Origin of the sequence: Haladaptatus halobius (genome assembly GCF_020618475.1) — an archaeon.
Taxonomy (GTDB): Archaea; Halobacteriota; Halobacteria; order Halobacteriales; family Haladaptataceae; genus Haladaptatus; species Haladaptatus halobius.
The window spans coordinates 507735-523350 of sequence record NZ_CP085336.1; the positions used below are offsets into that span (position 1 = coordinate 507735).

A 15616-nucleotide genomic window follows, 5' to 3' on the forward strand; every position below is an offset into this window, starting at 1 on the left:
TCAGTAGAGAAGAGATTCAAGATCTTTCCGTAATCGGTCAGCGTATTCTAGCCGTACTTTCCGTGCCTCAGCCGCCGAAATTCGATAATCTCCGACAATTTCTTCGGTTAATGGTTTATACTGATTGATGTCAAATCGCATTGTGGTGAGATACTGACAGACTCGTTCGGAAAGTCCGTCATTCATCGCCGTTGCAGTGATTGCGCGAAGTTCTGCAAACGTCGGTATTCCGATTTCTTCTGGACGAATGCCTGGGGTGGCAATATTCACCGATTTCTCCTCCGTTAATGACATCAACATCGAAACATCGCTCACAAATTGGAGGATTTGACTCGGAAGTGCAACATCAGGTGCCCGCCATTCAACCGTTGGTGTTTCTTCCCGTAATCGAACAGGGGTGAGAACAACGTCTTCCTGTTGAATGAAGTGCGTGAATTCGACTTCTGGAATATCGAGCTGTTCAGCCTGTAATTTCAGCGTTTCATACATTTGGGAGAGACGTTCATCCCACTCTTCGGTAGTCTTTGCATATGGCCAGAGATCCCGATACCGAGTCAACAGTTCGGTCGAATGGGTACGGTACGAGAGTGCGCGAGCATCCATTCCCATCAACACGCCATCGTAATACGGTGAGGAACTAACGAGTGCGATCGCTGGATCCAGTGCTGTCAAGAGATTGAGTTGGTCAACAACACTTCCCTTATCAAAGTGGATATGTGTGCCGGCACAATTTTTTGCGTATTTGATCTCGTTACCGTATATTCGATGCAGCAATTTTCCTCGGTCGCTAGTGATCGGGAACTGGTGTTCTGTGAGTGGAGTAGCGAGTGGAACAAGATGTTTGTCGAGGTCGGCTGCTCGTGCTAATACGGTTTCGAGGATCGTAGTGAGATTTTGGCGCAACTCTGTCAGCCCGTCCGCCGGTGGGAGCTGGATCTCGAGCATTGGGTCGATAAGTTCAGGGACGACTGCCTCATGGATATCGAGGAGCTCATCTGCACCGACTAATTTTCCTGAATTGTCGACCACCCAGTATTCCAGCTCAAGGCCCAGTTTCATCAGTATCTATACTATTGAGACCTAGTCTATTAGAACCGGCGGCCAAGAATATACGGGGGTGGAAATAGGCTCTACTGGCAGAAAGAAATATTTGCATTGTCAGTAATGTGTTGTTGTTACTGTGATATAAGAGTGGGAAAGAAAAAAGATAGATGAATTGGAATAGCGAACCAACGCAGAATTAGCCGAGTTCGAGTTTGGATGGGAATCTTTTGAGTTTAAAATCGACGCGGTGGTGATCTCGAAATCAAGCTAGAACTCATGCTCGAGGACATCGAGATACTTGTTCTCGACTTGCTGACTCTCGGCGCGCTTCTCACGGAAATTGACGAGTTCAGTATTCTGTTCCGCACGCTGGATTGTCTCGAAGAGTTGCTTCCCTGCATTCGAGGCTTCCGCGACGAGATTCGGTGAATCATCGTCAACACTCTCTTCAGTCTCGTAATCCCGTACGATGGTGAGCGAACCAATACAACGAGCGGTCGTGTCAGTAGCGGTGTGGGTATACTCGATGATAGTCATCGGCGAATCGAAGTGGCTGGCAGTGCAGTGGTAGCTTGTTGAAGTTCGTCCTGTGCAGTCGTGGTGATCGGCGGCGCCGTCAGCACCAGCTGTGGTGCGTGACTCGTCAGTGGGTGTACTTCTCTGACCGTGAGAATCGTCCGTGGCAAGTCAGTCGTCGTAATGCGAACGCGATCACTGGGTGAGAGTTGTTGGATGAGTGTGTCGGCATTGCGTGGGTTCAGCGGCTTGGGAATGATCGAGTGCTGGTCGGTACTCACGCCTGCTCACCTCCCTTGGGATTGGTGATGCACTCGACACGCGCACCTGTTCGGAACCAGGTATAGCGCCCAGTCGGCGACAGATCGTAGTGCTCGAGCGTTGTCTTGGTGTGCTCAATCTCGTTGTAGTAGGCGTACTGCAGGCGGTACAGATCGTGGGTGTCGCGACGTACAGCACGTTCTCGCCGGGCTCAGGACCTCGGCAGGTAAGCTCGGGCGTGTAGAAACGCGCCGGGTGTCATCAGCACCCGGTACCAGTCTTCCAATTGGATCAGAAGACCAGAAGTACAAACCCATCCGCAGCCCGTGAAACTGACAAGATAGCACAGAAATATACCCACTTTTCTACAGCTTGCGTCCTGAGGTCGCAACCGATGTCGTTAAGCAGATCATTTTCGGCCTTGACACACTGATTTCGTCATTGAGCACGCCCAATACCCCTGTACCTTACAGTCCGTATATAGAGACCGAAATACTTCTTAACGCAGACGATATTTCAAGGGTAGTTTGATCGTCGCAAACACTTGTGAACCTGTCCCTTCACTTTTTGGTTCAAGCAATCATAGCTGACCGTGTGGATAACGTAAATCCACCACGCGATGCGAGCCTGCCACCAGGGTATGACGAGGAGAATCCCTATGAGGACGTAGATCTCTCGACATTCCCAGAGTGGTGGCGCCGCAATGTTGAGGAGTTCGAGAGCTACAGCATGCGGCCTTACCGCCCGCCACGGTTCGCCGACGGTACGCTCGCACCCAAACAAATTGAATCACTCAAGGAAGAACTCGGTGTCAACGTTCAATTTCGAGCAAAAAATCCTCAATCTGGCGGCCAGTGGTATATCGTCGTTGACGGCGAGCCAGTCGAACAGATTGAGCACGTCCGACACGGAGAAGGCTACACAGTCTACAATCTCACTGCAGACCGATTCGAAACACTAGTTCGAGACGCTGTTCAGGGATAGCTCTGGCTATCTAATAACGTAAACGTTGTCGCCCTTGACCTCGACGTCGTAGTGGGGAACAGCAATGGTTTGATCCTTGATGTTAGTACCCTTTGTGACATCAAACTTCCAGCCATGCCACGGGCAGGTGATGATTTCATCCTCTTGAACGTACTCCCACTCCCAGCCGTCGTCACCGACAACCATCCGCCCAGTTAACTCACCTTCACAGAGAGGAGCTGCTTGGTGCGGACAGAAATTCGGTAGTGCGTGGAACTCGTCTTTGATGCGAAAAACGGCGACTTCTTGACCCTCGATGTCCACGATGATTCGGTCGCCGTCGGTCGCCAAGTCTTCCATAGACGCAACTTTGTATCGAGTCATTTAATTTTCCAGTCCAAAAACCTCGACTGCGGTGCCGCCCATGATGTTGTTGACGGTCTCCCTATCGAAGTGGCCCTGGATACGGTCAAATAATTCTTCTGGTGGGTCGAAGTCTGGATGGGGAAGATCGCTTGAGTACATAATATTGTCAGGCCCTGCAATTTCGATGGCCAGTGCGAGGTGACGGGGATTGCGTTGCGTGTAGCCAAGCGGTTGAGTGCTGAAGTAGAACCGCTCTTCGATATACTTACTCGGGAGCTTCTGTAGCCCAGGCACCTCATCAGACAATTCAAGATAGTGGTCATCTAATCGCCATGTCATGTAGGGGATCCAAGCGATACCTGCCTCCTGGAAGATGAAGTCCAAGTCAGGGAATTTCTCAGGGACGCCCTGGAATAGGATCGACGTGAGGTTCCACATATGGGTAAACGGGTGGACTACAGCGTGATCCTCAGCATAGGTCTCGGCCCACTTGCGCACCACAGGAAAGGCGTCAGCCGTTGCGCCACTCCCGCTGTGGAACATCACTGGCAGATCGTTGTCTTGGGCTGCTTGGTAAATAGGATCGTACCACCGGTGGCCCGGCGGTGGGACGAGGCCCGTCGCCGGAATAGAAACACCGACGACGCCGTCCATATCTGCTCGGTCGTCGATTTCTTCGGCCGCCTTGTCGGGCGCCTGTGGAGCCGCGGTTATCGGCGTCACGATATTATCGTCAGCGTCGACGAACTTGTCGAGGATCCATGAGTTATAAGCCTTCGCCAATGCCACAGCCATGTGGTCATTGTTGACAGTTGCTAGTGACAGATTGATCGTGGGGTTGAGTACAGAATAATCAAGATCAAACTCCTTCATCTCCTGGCGTTTAGCTTCGACGGTTCCCGTGGGCTGATCTCCGTAGACGTCACCGAACGCATCCGTGTGAATGAATGGTGGTAGTGGGTGCGCTACGGAGTAGATGTCGTGTTCCGGGAAAGCTGCATTTTTAATAATTTGTTTTAGACCCTTGTCCTTCCCTTCCATGTACGCTACAAGATCATCAACGCTCTCAGTGACATGAGCATCCGTGTCGACGATGAGATCTACATCGTCGAGTGAACGTGCGCGTCCAGATTTCGAATGTTCTGTCATGATCTGTTAAAACAGACCGATTAACTTACCTCTTTGCCACATGCTGTGATTCATCATGGTTACACTGGCCAACATGATAATTCATGTTCCTTATGTTTTGATCGGATTTGTGTCACAGTTGAACTGTGATGCTGACGAGACGGCATAGAAACGCGCATAGGGGAATACTTCTCCTTCGACGTCGATGCCCCCGGAATGGTCGACGTGACCAACGAGAGCCACGACAACCCCGCTGAGCATCACAACGTCGTCACGCTGGACGACGTGACGGGCGACGCAATGACGTGCACGTGCCCGCACCACGTTCACTGCAACGCCGTCTGCAAGCACATGGCTGCCGTCGAAAACGCGATCGACGAGGGCACACTTGAGACGTTCCTGTCGAACGATGACGAAACTGACGAAGACGATGTTGAGACGACAGAGTGCGACTGTGACGGCCTCGGCGGCTCACTCGCCCGACACTGTATCACTCGGCCGAGACCGACGAGTCAAGCGTTTGAACCCACTGTTCGAGTTTTTTCTGCGCGGGTGGGCCCGACAGGAGACTAACCGGGACGAAGATGACAACGCTACATACGAGGCCGAATATGATGGTTGACATCCTCCCCGCCCTGAAGGGCGAGGATTCCCACAACGTCAGTCGTTGGTTCGGTGGGAGTTTACGGTTTACACACCGACGAGGTGCTGGCTATGCCAAGTGGCCGTTACTCCTATCCCGTGAGGGATTCGGAGGTACTTGGTTGTTTAGCGTCGGTACCCAACCGATCCCGAAGGGGTACTTCGAGCCTCGGCCGGGAAGTCCGAATTTGTCCGATTGTCCCGGTATGGGCGCGGATGTACCGCGTCGGATACCCAGAAAAACGCACGGAGAGCACCGAAGACTGTACCGTACAGTGAAAGTGAACAAAGACGGCGATTCATCCCCGCCCTCAAGGGCGAGGCTTTCTCGCCTGCAATTACGTAATATTTCGAGGCGGCCATGGACCGAGTTCAACTATGAGAGAACCTGACTGATTCGGTAAGACGAGTCCGACTCGCCCGTGTAAATTTCTAGCTTTACTTTCCATATAATTAAGTTTCGAGGATATAGATGTGTATATGTGGTTGTCATTCACAACCACGAAAAGAGCTGAATGATATGGACGATCGAGCCGACACCGACGACATATTCGACTCGAACAGAGCAGCATCGATCAACAGACGGGAGTTCGTACGGGCGTGGAGCATCGCCGGCGCGCTTGCGGTCTCCGGGGTTACCATGCCAACGGTGGCGGGAGACGAAAGCGATGACGATCTAAACGAGATCTGGACTAACGTCCTCGCCGAACTCCCGGACAACTGGGGAAAGTGGGGTGACGACGATGAACTGGGCACGCTCAACTACCTCGACAGCGAGCAGGCGTTCCGTGGCCTCCAGACGGTCCTTCGGGGCGGACCGACTCGGATCGAAACGTTCTCGCTACAGCTATCGTACACCGGCGAGAGCGTGGCCGGTGATGAGCCGACCGGCGATCCCGTGTTCCCGACGCGTCAGCCCGCCAGGCGCGACAACGTGGTCGACCATCGGCACTACCAGAATGGAAGCGCGGAACCGTTGCAGGGGGGAATGCGCTTCTCTGACGACGCGTTCATCACGCGCCTATTCCTGCAGGGATCAACCCAGTACGACGCACTCGCTCACGTTTGGTACGAACGGCCGACGGACGACGGTACACGCCGACCGCTCCTATACAATGGATATCCGGCGGAAACCACCGCGACGAAGAAGGAATACGATGTCGACATCCCCGGAGTCAGGCCACCGAACCCGCTCGAAGAACCATTTTCGACGGATCTCAAGGAGGAGGCGATTACGAAGACGTGGGGACCGAGTAAGGGCGACATCAGCAACGCCGCTGAGGCGGGGAGTGTCGGCCGCGGCGTCCTCCTGGATGTCGGTCGGCACAAGGTCGATGATCCGCCGCATCGGCTCGCCCCGGGTGAATGTGTCACCCTCGAGGATCTGAAGGCGACGGCGGACGTGCAGGGGATCGAACTCGAAAAAAGAGACATCGTATTAATACGGACTGGATCCGTCGAGCGAGCGCGGGACCCGAACGCCGAAAAGACGTGGCTGGGGGATCCGGACGAGCCGCTTCGAGAGCCGGGGCTATGCTTCAGTCAGGACCTCGTCGAGTTCATCGCAGAGATGGAGTTTCCTGTCCTTGGAGCAGACAACCTCGCCGTCGAGAAGCTGACCACCGCCGAGATCGACGTCGAAGAGGATATCAACGCAGACGTTCGGGAGGCGGTCGATTTCGGCAGTCGAGAGACGCTCGAGATCGTGAATCCTCTCCATCCCGCGCTTATCACCAACCTGGGGGTGACGCTCTGTGAGATTCTCGACCTTCAGGAGCTAGCTGCGAGTTGCGCCGAAGACGGCATCTACGAGTTTCTCTACGCGGCTTCGCCGTTGAATATCGAGAACGCGGCCGGCGCACCAGTCAACCCGGTTGTCGTGAAGGCGACAGGCGCTCGCTGCGACAAGGGTTCCCCACCGAGCGACGAGTGAGATGGCTGCAGGCGTGACACGTCTGACTGGTGTACGCGGGGTTCACGAACCGCACCGGAATCTCGGCGTCACGGGCTTTGTCTTCGATACGCCTGGAAAGTCGGGCGAACGCCCACGCGTGCGGACGGCGGTTCATGAAAGTGCCGTAATCCAGATGTTCACGGATGTATGAGAGATCTTCGAGAACGATAATAGGATCGTCAAACTGGCGAGCGTACTCGACGGCCTGTCGAGACGCCGTCTCGACAATATCCGTCAGCGCGTTCTGGTAGTGGTCAAATAGCTCGTCGATCCGCCAGCCAGCGTCGCGTTCTTGGAGACGACGGAGGGTGGTGAGCATCTCTTTGCGGAGGTGTCGTGCCCGCCCACCGTCGAACTGCATCGGTTGGGTCGGAGTATTGTCCTGACAGGCACAGCCCGCCAGGAGTTTGTCGAGACTGTATAATGGTGGTCTGCGGGGGTCTCGTGGCTCTCATTAGTAACGTCGATACGTCCGTGAGTTACATCTAAATAGGTTCTCTATTCATCGTTTCACCCAGTTTCTCACACTACGAGTAATCTACAAAATGTGCGTAGTATATCGTCGTTCATGGCGTAGATTTACGCGTATGCAAATAAACACCACAAACATTCTCAAGCAAGGCTACAGTCGAAGCATCAAGCAAAATGGGCTCATGCTCATGGGCATCATCTTCATCATCTCGGTGCTTAACGGTCTGTTAGGAATTGGCATCACCCGATGGATGACTGGTCAGCAGTTGGCTGGGGGTGCTGTCCAAATGAATCCCACGTCGCTCTTACCACCTGTACTAGGGGGGCTCGTCGCATTCGTGTTGAGCATCGCACTGCTCGTCGTGAGTATCGGAGCCATACGCGTATTCGTGAGCGATGAGACCGACCGTCTCCCCCGAGAGTACTTCACCCGGAATATGGTCTGGGCTGCAATCAACTTCGTTATCGGTGGGATCATTTTTGGAATTATCATCGCGCTAGGCTTCGTTGCGTTGATTGTTCCAGGCATCTTCCTACTCGTGACGTTAGCGTTCTGGACGGTCTACGTGGCCGTCGAAGATCAGAACTTCATTACGGCATTCCGCAGTAGTTGGGGATTGACGCGGGGCTACCGCCTCAACCTCTTCGTGTTGGGCGTGGCAGTGACGCTCCTTATACTACTCGTCAACCTCGTCTTTGGACTTGGAAACCTCGCGAGTGGAAGCCTCGTCGGTGATATTGTCGCGCTTGTGTTTGCACAAGTTGCCAGCGCCATTACGACGGTGTTCTCCACGGCTGTGCTTGCGACCGCCTACACCGAACTCAAAGCACGCGAGGACGAGGATCGGGATGAGACGGTCAGCGAGGACACCTCCGCTGGTCAACCCGCTGCCTAACACCGTTACTTTTTCGAGGACTGGTGGGTCGTCAGTCGTTTTGACGGCGTCATCGCCGCCGGGGGATGCTCCGTCGCGATGTCCCCCGCATGCATTCGCGCTCGGTTAAGGAGGATAGTCAGTGTCTCGGGTGTCTCGTCAATCGCTGCCTTGGTACTCACTGTGAGCGTTCGCTGGTCGGTGATATCCGAGAATGACTCTTGGCTTCCATGAATAAAAAGCTGAAGCGTGGGTTAGTTGTGCAGTTCCGTCTGTCCCGTTTGCACGCACGGCCAGCAGGGGAAGTCATCAAGGCCATCGCAGTCACAGTCTTCTGGTTCGGTATCGTCTTCGGCCTCCGAGAGGAAAGCCTTGAGCGTCCAATCGTCAGTTGCGGTTTCGACGGCAGCCATGTGCTTACAGAAGGCGCTCCGATGGACGTGGTGCGGGCACGCGCAAGCCATCGCATCGCCCGTCACGTCATCCAGCGTAACAACGTATTGGTGCTCAGCGGGGTTCTCGTGGCTCTCGTTGGTGACGTCGATGAGTCCGGGGGCATCGACGTCGAAGGCAAATTGTTCCCAGTGTGCGCGTCTTTGGCAAGATAGGATCGGGGAACAGAGTTTGCGGAGGTTCGGTTCGAGTGGATTCTAAGAGCGTTCCTCGAACGATTCTCGCATCCCGAACCAGCAGACGTCCATCACAGCCTCCACAAGTAGTTCGCGCGGTGTGTCTGGGTTGTCCCACCACCACTCGGCGAGTCCATGTATGCCGAGTTTGATGAATTCGACCTGCATGGTGAAACGGTCATCTTCTCCGGGGGGCCGTCCTTCTTGCTCCATCGCATCCCAGAGCATCACGGCGATTTGCTCACTAGCTTCTTGTTGAACCGCACGGTCCAAAGTTTCTAATTCCGGTGCCCCCTCAGCCCCGATTAGGAGCACACGTGCCAGCGCTGGCTTCTCCTCCACGAATCTAAAGAATTGATCGACAGCCTCTCTGACACGCTCCTGAGCCGGTGCATCTTGCCTCATTGTTTCAGTTCCAGCGTCGATGAGTTCATCACGAGCCGCAATGATGATCGTTTCGAACAGCGCGCGTTTCGAGGCGAAATGGTCGTAGAAGACGGGTTGTGTAATACCAGCGGTCGCAGAGATTTCCCGCACTGAAGTGGCCCGATATCCCTTTTCTGCGAAGGCTTCGACGGCAGTTTCGAATATCCGATCCCGACGTTCTTCTGCGGTCAAGCGCTGATTTTCAGTCACGAGTTTACTTGGATGACAATCATGATGAACCTAACGCTCGATAGGTTCATTACCTAACGGATGTTAGGTTAGTGTGAGGAGATGTCCATTATGGAAGCACAAAACTCAGATGCAGATACCATCATCGTTGGCGGGGGTCTGGCTGGCCTGACAGCTGCTTGCTACCTAGGACGCACAGGCCGAAATGTGAGTCTCTTCGAGAAGGCGTCGGAACTCGGCGGACGGGGGACGAGCCAGGACCATTCCGGGTTCCAAATGAACCGGGGTATTCACGCCCTGTATTCGGGCGGAAAGGCATCGGAGGTGCTCAACGAACTGGGCATACAATATACCGGGAATTCACCCAACATCGTCCACGCCCTTCACGGTGGAGAATTCTATAAGGCGCCGATAACTGGCCGCTCAGCAGTGACAACCAACCTTTTCAGTATAGGGGAGAAGTTCGAGCTAATTCGACTCCTACTGAAAATAGCTCGTATGAATGCTGAGGCGGTGAAGGAGGTGAGCGTCCAAGAATGGCTAGATAACAATGCGAACCATCCGGGGATTCTCTCGTTCCTGGAAGCAAACGCTCGCACAGGAGTATACAGCGACGCTCTCGATCTGGTCAGCGCAGATCTCTTCATCGAGCGGACCCAGACTGTGCTCAACAACCCGGTTATATACATCGATGGAGGATGGAAGACGCTCGTAGAAGGATTACGAGAATCTGCTGAAGCAGCTGGAGTGACCATACATACGAATACGGAAGTCGCTGGCATTGAGGTAGACCGAGGGACCATCTCAGGAATTCGCCTCAAGAACGGCGAGAAGAAATATGCGTCCTCGGTCGCACTCGCTACAACCCCCCAGCAGGCTCTGGCACTCCTCCCTGAAGACACCTCGACTCAGCTCGCTGACCTCGTCGAAGGAATGACTCCAGCCCACGTGGCGTGTCTCACAGTAGCACTCCGTCGGCTACCAAATCCAGAACTTACGGTCGTACAAGACCTTGACCAGCCGCGGTTTATGTCAGTCCAATCGGAGTACTCGGATGTAGCCCCGGAAGGAGGGGCATTGATATACGCGTTCAAGCAGCTTGATCCGCGTAATGACGATCCCCATCAAGGCAGTGATGTCCAGCAGGACGAGCACGACCTAGAGGCGTTACTGGATGAGGCGCAGCCAGGATGGCGTGAGGTACTGGTCAAGCGTCAGTTCCTGCCCCGAATACAAGCCGTCGGTATGCTACCGACAGCCGAAACGGGCGGATACAGTGGTCGGCCTCGACCTGATGTTAAAGATATTCAGGGACTCTACGTAGCGGGGGACTGGGTTGGACATGGATTCTTGGCGGACGCGAGCTTTGGAAGCGGTCGAGAGGCGGCCAGGATGATCCTTGATCTGCCTCACCAAATTCGTGGTACTGCCACGCGTGGATGAGTTCATGGCGCACAGTCGCACTGAATTGCTTCCAGCCGTGCGAGTCGTAGGCATCCCACGTGAGTGTAATCGTAATCTCGTCCGTTGCAGGGTCGTATCGCGTTGCGCCTGCCTGCCGTTTCGTCCGGTGGGATACCTCCCACTCAACCGCTTCAATTGGCAGGGAAGATCTAGGCAGTCGATAAAATCAGCGTAATTATTTGTCACCGAGAATGCGTTTATAGAATGTGCGTTAATATAATATATGAACGCGACATCACAATCATCACCAGCTCACACGGGGAGTCGCTTGCTGGGCGTCCTTGCTGTCCTCTCTACAAGTGTTGCAGCAATCTATCTCCTGCTCCCTAACCCACTTGCTGATGCGTTCTTCGCCGGATGGGTGCTGGTGAGCGTCATCCTCTCACTTGTCGGTGGGATTGCCGCCTGGAAGCAGTGGACACCCCTTGTTTGGGTGGTAGCACTCTTGATGACGGCACTGTCCATCATGGGAGTGTGGTCGATTGGTCTCTTCATCGCTCCCGCTGCACTCTTCTTGTTCGGTGCTGCCATTCTCTCCTACCGGGCGAGGCCGCGTGAAGGCGTTCGGAAGACAGCCAATGGTGAATCACCGACTGTGTCGACGACGAGACGGAAGATTGGCGGTGGTATCGGTGCTCTGGCTATTGGTAGCTGGCTCATCTACGTTGGTGCGTTCGCTCAGGAATTGTTTGGAGCGTGTGCAACAGAAGGGTTGGAGTGTACGATTAATAGGATGAACTGGGCGGGAGTCGGGATGACCGTTCTGGGGGTGACTATGGTGGGGTTCGGTGGGTTACTACTGTGGAAGCACCTCCCGAGTATTCGTGTGTTTGTGGCGCAACAGAACGGGTAGGAGCGAACATCTGAGACGGTCAGTTGAGATCATCGGAGGGAAAACACTGCGGACGGCTTAGTTATCGAGACAATCGGTAAGATCGCCGTTCAAGCAGCTCGTCCATCAACAAATCAATTCGGCGGAAGAGAAGCAGTACGTTCACCACCGCTAAAACCACCAGGGTGATGAGCCTGAGGTCAAACGATGCACTGTAGTGGAGTCCTCCAAACAGCACGAGTACAACTGCAGTTGCTGAGCCGCTCTCTGCTAAATACCATGCTGCATATCGGAAATATCCCATACTTTCTAATCCTATAGCATTCTGAAAGTAGCCCTGCTGAAGGGCGAGCACGAGTGCATCCCGCTGTTTTTCGGTGAGAACGCTGTCCAGGAGATAATCATTAGGCTCGGTGAGCGTCTGCATTTGCCCAAGTGTGTCTGGAATATCGTTCTCGCGGCAATGATTAAGGAATGTGATGAGTTCTTCTTGATTGGGAAAAAGGATCTCGAACTCCCAGATTTCGGTATCATAGCCGTATGCGCTCCGAATGATTGTCTCGGCGGCGATAAATCCTTCAAAAAATTCGCCTTCAGATGCATTCCAATTCAGAAGATATACGCGACGATCGCCAACCTCCTTAACCCCCACAAGCTTTGGCACCTGTTCGTGAGTGCTGACACGTTGCTCGAAATCATCTAAATCTGTATTCCAGGCCCAGAACAAGGGAATAGTATTCGTTCCAACAGGAACAATTCGTTCAAATTTAATCTGGGTCTCTGTTCCTATAGTGAGCAATCGACCGAGCAGAAATCTATCGCTGGAAGGGAGAGTTCAACGATAGTTGCCATTGGTTAGTCTACTCTATCATCTGACTCTTTATAATATCTCTGGAAAAATGCGGTGCAATGCAATCCAATAGCCACAGCAAGCTAACTCTAGTAAGTACATTAGTTTACAGCTTAAGAAAAGTTACTACGCGTAGGAAACGGTCTGAATCCTTATTGCTCGGGATCAAGTTCAACAGCACCATCACTCGATACGGTAACCCAGTACCCTGCATACTGAAACGAGACTTCGCCGTCTGGACGAGGGGATCCGTCTGCTCGAGACGCAAAGAGTGACTCAAGCGCATCCGGGTTAATTACATCGTATAACGGTTCGAGTTCATCTACTGACTGTCCGTCTGCCTCTGCAACTGTAGTGACAATCCGTTCAGTGAGTGAGTCAGACGTGCCAGTGGTTGCCAATTCACTCCCCATGGTAGGTGAATTCATTCCCATCTGTCCTTATCGGTAGAACATCTACCTTGCTAACGCAAGGTTGCGTTTAAGAGATGTTCTTAGTTACTTGGTTAACTGGAGCAACCAGTAAATAGCTAACTGCACATTGTTGTACTTTAGCCCCCACAATTGATCGCTGGGAGAATAAACCGCTAAATCTTGTCCACCGAATTACTCTCGCACTTGGTGCCGGCACATCTCTAGGAGTGCTTCAAGGCGGTCACTACTGTGATAGCGAATGGTTTGATTTCGTGAATCGTATTCAATCACATTATCTTACTGAAGACGTTTCCTTCGATCGTCAACCGAACGACGCCAAACTCGAATCAGTATAGCTTCCTAATTTCTCCTCAATATCCGACTCACGCCACCCAAGCGGTGACAACACACTCGCTGCTGCACGAACCAGCAATTCTCGATAAAACCAAACATCGTACTCACTCAGTCCCTCACTTGCCAACATCACTCGCTCTCGCGAGTCCTTCGCATCGTCAACCACTACATATGACATACTCTGACCAGGCGACCGCGCTAACCCCAAATCCGCCGCCCGATCAAGCGCCGCTACACTCCGCGTCGAGTGCGAATAGTCCTCCCGTTGCTTGGAAACCCGATTTGCAATCACCAGGTCACTCGGATCGACCGCCCCGCGCTCAAGCCGATCAACCCACGACCGTAATTCCTCACAAACTGCTTCCGGATCATGATACTCGAGAAAAGTCGACGTTGTAGCAGCGATACTCAGCAGTAGTTAGCGGAGTTCCGGGGTCCACACGGACGAACACAGCGAGAGCCGCGCTTCGCGGGAGCGGACCCACCACGCGATGGTGACCGTCCCGACGACGATAGCGCCGACGCCGAGGAGACCCGCCTCGGGGCCGAACGGTCCACCGGTAAACACGCGCGGACCGACCTGTTCGGTCGCGACGACGGTCACGGGGAGACGAAGTCCGCTGACCGAAAAGCCGTAGACGCTCGTCTGAAAGAGGTTCCACGAGACGTGCAACCCGATGGAAAGTCCCAGTTCGCCGGTCAGCAGGTAGCCGGAAGCGAGCATGATTCCGGCGAGGACGATGACGAACGTGCTCGTGAGCGTCGCGTTCGGGTTGGACACGTGCCCGATACCGAAGAGGATTGACGAACAGAGCGTCGCAATCGCAATCGCGGCGTCGCCGGATAGCCATCGGAACCAGCGGAACCCCTCGGCGAGGTTTGTGAGGAGATAGCCGCGTAACAATAACTCCTCGCTGATGCCGACGAAGAGGAAGAACAGGACGGACGTGCAGAAGACGAGGACGAACGACAGGCCCGACATCGTCCGGAAGGTCCCGGTGACACGAATCCATCCGAGCGCGAGTTCGACCAAAAAAATCGCGGTCATGAGCGCCGCGCCGAGGGCCAGACCGAACCCGAAGTCGAGCCACCACGACCGCGACAGGTGAAGGCCGAAGTCGGCGAACCGACGCCGGTCGATGAACCGCCCGACGAGGTACGTGAACAGGATCACGACGACGAGTTCGAGCAACGTTTGAAACAGCAGCGTGCCGAGACGCCCGAACGACGCGAACTGGAGTCCAACGAAGACGGACACTAACACCGGATGAAGCGAAAACGCCGCCGCGAGCGAGACGATTCCGAACACGATGGCGGCGACGACGAACCGCCACGGGAGACGCAGGCGTCGGTCCGCCGCGTTCCAAAAGACGTTCTTTATCGAAGTGCGCACTACGAGGGTCTACGACGAGGCGGCTTGTCAAACCCCGAGTGATATTCGTCCGACGAAGAGTTTCAGTCGATACGCATTCGGTTATATACAGCAAGGCCAGCAGTCCGCCATCGAATTGCGAGGTGCAGAGTCACCCAAGGACGCCGAAATCGAAGACATCTGGATTGCCGGGCATCCAATCGGCATAATGCTCCAGAACGCAAAAAATCGCGATAAGATGTTTCGCAACGCCCTGCTCTTGCTCGCTGGCTGGGATCGCGATATCGTCGATAACCACACTGGAACGGATTTCCCCGACGGCGCACTCGACGATTGTGAAAACGCCGCTAATGGGAGTACAACAAGCGGTACTGTCACAGTCGATCCAGAGCAGCTCGTCCCGATTCACCGAAAGACGAAAGCACGGAAAACCGAGACCCACGACCTCTCAGGGAACAAATATCGGGCAACATTCGTGTGGCCAGCATTCTACGCGAGGGCGGTGAAAGAACAGGGTAAGTGGAAACTCTCGTCTGGACAGGTTCGGAACATCCTCGATGAACACGGTCTCGATACGAACCGGAACACAGTGCGCCGAACCATGAAATTCGTCGCAAAACTCTCGAGTGAGAAACCACAAGACGAGCGTGAGCCGCATGATCATGACAACCTGATCACGCTCACGACTGGTGGGTCGAAGCTCGTGCTTGTCGCTGATAAAGACGAGTGGGAAGCGTACATGAGCTAGGTCAGCGAGTATCTCGAGGCAAAGAAACGCGCCCGGCAGGACGATCGATTGGACTCGGTTACAGCCAAGGATGCCCAGTCGGACGCAACTCAACTCACGAGAGCAATAGATGACACGGT

18 protein-coding genes and 2 pseudogenes are annotated in these 15616 nt (G+C 54.0%); 7 read left to right on the plus strand and 13 right to left on the minus strand.

Translation table 11 applies throughout. The annotated features are described in order from the left end of the window. The 3 genes from LIW51_RS19380 to LIW51_RS19390 all read right to left on the minus strand — a co-directional run bounded on the left by LIW51_RS19380 (position 1) and on the right by LIW51_RS19390 (position 1841). Positions 1-1059, minus strand: coding sequence for a glutamate--cysteine ligase family protein (locus tag LIW51_RS19380; protein WP_227378083.1), 1059 nt, complete (start codon positions 1057-1059; stop codon positions 1-3). A 252-nt stretch (positions 1060-1311) separates the two neighbouring features. After that, positions 1312-1581 (minus strand): hypothetical protein, encoded by a 270-nt coding sequence (locus LIW51_RS19385; protein ID WP_227378084.1) that lies wholly within the window; start codon positions 1579-1581, stop codon positions 1312-1314. After that, entirely contained in the window at positions 1578-1841 is a 264-nt protein-coding gene (locus LIW51_RS19390) for a hypothetical protein (RefSeq protein ID WP_227378085.1), read from the minus strand. Before LIW51_RS19390 ends, LIW51_RS19385 begins: the two co-directional genes overlap by 4 nt. 574 nt (positions 1842-2415) lie before the next feature. On the opposite strand from LIW51_RS19390, the gene LIW51_RS19395 reads away from it, so the two are divergent. Continuing rightward, positions 2416-2805, plus strand: a complete 390-nt coding sequence (locus tag LIW51_RS19395) for a hypothetical protein (protein WP_227378086.1) — start codon at positions 2416-2418, stop codon at positions 2803-2805. 6 nt (positions 2806-2811) lie between these two features. Here LIW51_RS19395 and LIW51_RS19400 read toward each other — a convergent pair whose 3' ends face one another. Together LIW51_RS19400 and LIW51_RS19405 are read right to left on the minus strand one after the other, a co-directional pair. Further along, positions 2812-3168: a Rieske (2Fe-2S) protein gene (locus LIW51_RS19400; protein ID WP_227378087.1), complete on the minus strand. Its 357-nt coding sequence runs from the start codon at positions 3166-3168 to the stop codon at positions 2812-2814. Next, entirely contained in the window at positions 3169-4299 is a 1131-nt protein-coding gene (locus LIW51_RS19405; protein ID WP_227378088.1) for an amidohydrolase family protein, read from the minus strand. It lies immediately after the preceding gene. 195 nt (positions 4300-4494) lie between these two features. On the opposite strand from LIW51_RS19405, the gene LIW51_RS19410 reads away from it, so the two are divergent. Continuing rightward, complete coding sequence (locus LIW51_RS19410) at positions 4495-4851, plus strand: SWIM zinc finger family protein (protein ID WP_227378089.1); 357 nt, start codon at positions 4495-4497, stop codon at positions 4849-4851. A gap of 589 nt (positions 4852-5440) precedes the next feature. Next, entirely contained in the window at positions 5441-6853 is a 1413-nt protein-coding gene (locus tag LIW51_RS19415; RefSeq protein ID WP_438267396.1) for a cyclase family protein, read from the plus strand. Here LIW51_RS19415 and LIW51_RS19420 read toward each other — a convergent pair. Further along, positions 6843-7283, minus strand: a pseudogene (locus tag LIW51_RS19420) (IS200/IS605 family accessory protein TnpB-related protein); the annotation flags it as partial. The gene LIW51_RS19415 and the pseudogene LIW51_RS19420 sit on opposite strands and share 11 nt — an antisense overlap. Before the next feature lie 178 nt (positions 7284-7461). Here LIW51_RS19420 and LIW51_RS19425 point away from each other — a divergent pair. Next, entirely contained in the window at positions 7462-8241 is a 780-nt protein-coding gene (locus LIW51_RS19425) for a DUF7847 domain-containing protein (RefSeq protein ID WP_227378090.1), read from the plus strand. A gap of 5 nt (positions 8242-8246) precedes the next feature. Here LIW51_RS19425 and LIW51_RS19430 read toward each other — a convergent pair whose 3' ends face one another. The 3 genes from LIW51_RS19430 to LIW51_RS19440 all read right to left on the minus strand — a co-directional run bounded on the left by LIW51_RS19430 (position 8247) and on the right by LIW51_RS19440 (position 9485). After that, positions 8247-8402 carry a hypothetical protein gene (locus LIW51_RS19430; RefSeq protein ID WP_227378091.1) on the minus strand — a complete coding sequence of 52 codons (156 nt, stop codon included), beginning with the start codon at positions 8400-8402 and terminating at the stop codon, positions 8247-8249. Between the two features lie 72 nt (positions 8403-8474). Continuing rightward, complete coding sequence (locus LIW51_RS19435) at positions 8475-8684, minus strand: SWIM zinc finger family protein (protein ID WP_227378092.1); 210 nt, start codon at positions 8682-8684, stop codon at positions 8475-8477. 186 nt (positions 8685-8870) lie between these two features. Next, positions 8871-9485: a TetR/AcrR family transcriptional regulator gene (locus LIW51_RS19440; RefSeq protein ID WP_227378093.1), complete on the minus strand. Its 615-nt coding sequence runs from the start codon at positions 9483-9485 to the stop codon at positions 8871-8873. Positions 9486-9575: 90 nt separating this feature from the next. On the opposite strand from LIW51_RS19440, the gene LIW51_RS19445 reads away from it, so the two are divergent. Further along, on the plus strand, positions 9576-10907 hold the full coding sequence (locus LIW51_RS19445; protein ID WP_227378094.1) for a phytoene desaturase family protein: 1332 nt from the start codon (positions 9576-9578) through the stop codon (positions 10905-10907). Between the two features lie 4 nt (positions 10908-10911). Here the strand turns inward: LIW51_RS19445 and LIW51_RS19450 are convergent. Beyond that, positions 10912-11085: pseudogene (locus LIW51_RS19450) on the minus strand (SprT-like domain-containing protein); the annotation flags it as partial. 66 nt (positions 11086-11151) lie between these two features. Here LIW51_RS19450 and LIW51_RS19455 point away from each other — a divergent pair. Beyond that, entirely contained in the window at positions 11152-11781 is a 630-nt protein-coding gene (locus LIW51_RS19455; protein ID WP_227378095.1) for a hypothetical protein, read from the plus strand. 61 nt (positions 11782-11842) lie between these two features. Here the strand turns inward: LIW51_RS19455 and LIW51_RS19460 are convergent, their stop codons facing one another. From LIW51_RS19460 to LIW51_RS19470, 3 genes are all read right to left on the minus strand, one after another. Beyond that, positions 11843-12487 (minus strand): helix-turn-helix domain-containing protein, encoded by a 645-nt coding sequence (locus tag LIW51_RS19460; RefSeq protein ID WP_227378096.1) that lies wholly within the window; start codon positions 12485-12487, stop codon positions 11843-11845. Between the two features lie 275 nt (positions 12488-12762). Next, the gene (ddfA, locus tag LIW51_RS39280; RefSeq protein ID WP_368411827.1) at positions 12763-13044 is read right to left on the minus strand and encodes a DdfA family disk-determining factor; all 282 of its coding nucleotides are present in this window, start codon (positions 13042-13044) and stop codon (positions 12763-12765) included. A gap of 751 nt (positions 13045-13795) precedes the next feature. Then, positions 13796-14770, minus strand: a complete 975-nt coding sequence (locus LIW51_RS19470) for a CPBP family intramembrane glutamic endopeptidase (RefSeq protein ID WP_227378097.1) — start codon at positions 14768-14770, stop codon at positions 13796-13798. On the opposite strand from LIW51_RS19470, the gene LIW51_RS19475 reads away from it, so the two are divergent. Then, positions 14763-15497 (plus strand): hypothetical protein, encoded by a 735-nt coding sequence (locus LIW51_RS19475; protein ID WP_227378098.1) that lies wholly within the window; start codon positions 14763-14765, stop codon positions 15495-15497. The two genes, LIW51_RS19470 and LIW51_RS19475, sit on opposite strands and share 8 nt — an antisense overlap. Positions 15498-15616 lie beyond the last annotated feature (119 nt).

Bases quoted from the DNA above. Each gene is read 5' to 3' on its own strand.
- LIW51_RS19435 (WP_227378092.1), bottom strand. From the start codon at position 8,684: ATGGCTTGCGCGTGCCCGCACCACGTCCATCGGAGCGCCTTCTGTAAG.
- LIW51_RS19455 (WP_227378095.1), top strand. From the start codon at position 11,152: ATGAACGCGACATCACAATCATCACCAGCTCACACGGGGAGTCGCTTG.
- LIW51_RS19410 (WP_227378089.1), top strand. From the start codon at position 4,495: ATGGTCGACGTGACCAACGAGAGCCACGACAACCCCGCTGAGCATCAC.
- LIW51_RS19445 (WP_227378094.1), top strand. From the start codon at position 9,576: ATGGAAGCACAAAACTCAGATGCAGATACCATCATCGTTGGCGGGGGT.
- LIW51_RS19405 (WP_227378088.1), bottom strand. From the start codon at position 4,299: ATGACAGAACATTCGAAATCTGGACGCGCACGTTCACTCGACGATGTA.
- LIW51_RS19380 (WP_227378083.1), bottom strand. From the start codon at position 1,059: ATGAAACTGGGCCTTGAGCTGGAATACTGGGTGGTCGACAATTCAGGA.
- LIW51_RS19385 (WP_227378084.1), bottom strand. From the start codon at position 1,581: ATGACTATCATCGAGTATACCCACACCGCTACTGACACGACCGCTCGT.
- LIW51_RS19415 (WP_438267396.1), top strand. From the start codon at position 5,441: ATGGACGATCGAGCCGACACCGACGACATATTCGACTCGAACAGAGCA.
- LIW51_RS19400 (WP_227378087.1), bottom strand. From the start codon at position 3,168: ATGACTCGATACAAAGTTGCGTCTATGGAAGACTTGGCGACCGACGGC.
- ddfA (WP_368411827.1), bottom strand. From the start codon at position 13,044: ATGGGAATGAATTCACCTACCATGGGGAGTGAATTGGCAACCACTGGC.
- LIW51_RS19425 (WP_227378090.1), top strand. From the start codon at position 7,462: ATGCAAATAAACACCACAAACATTCTCAAGCAAGGCTACAGTCGAAGC.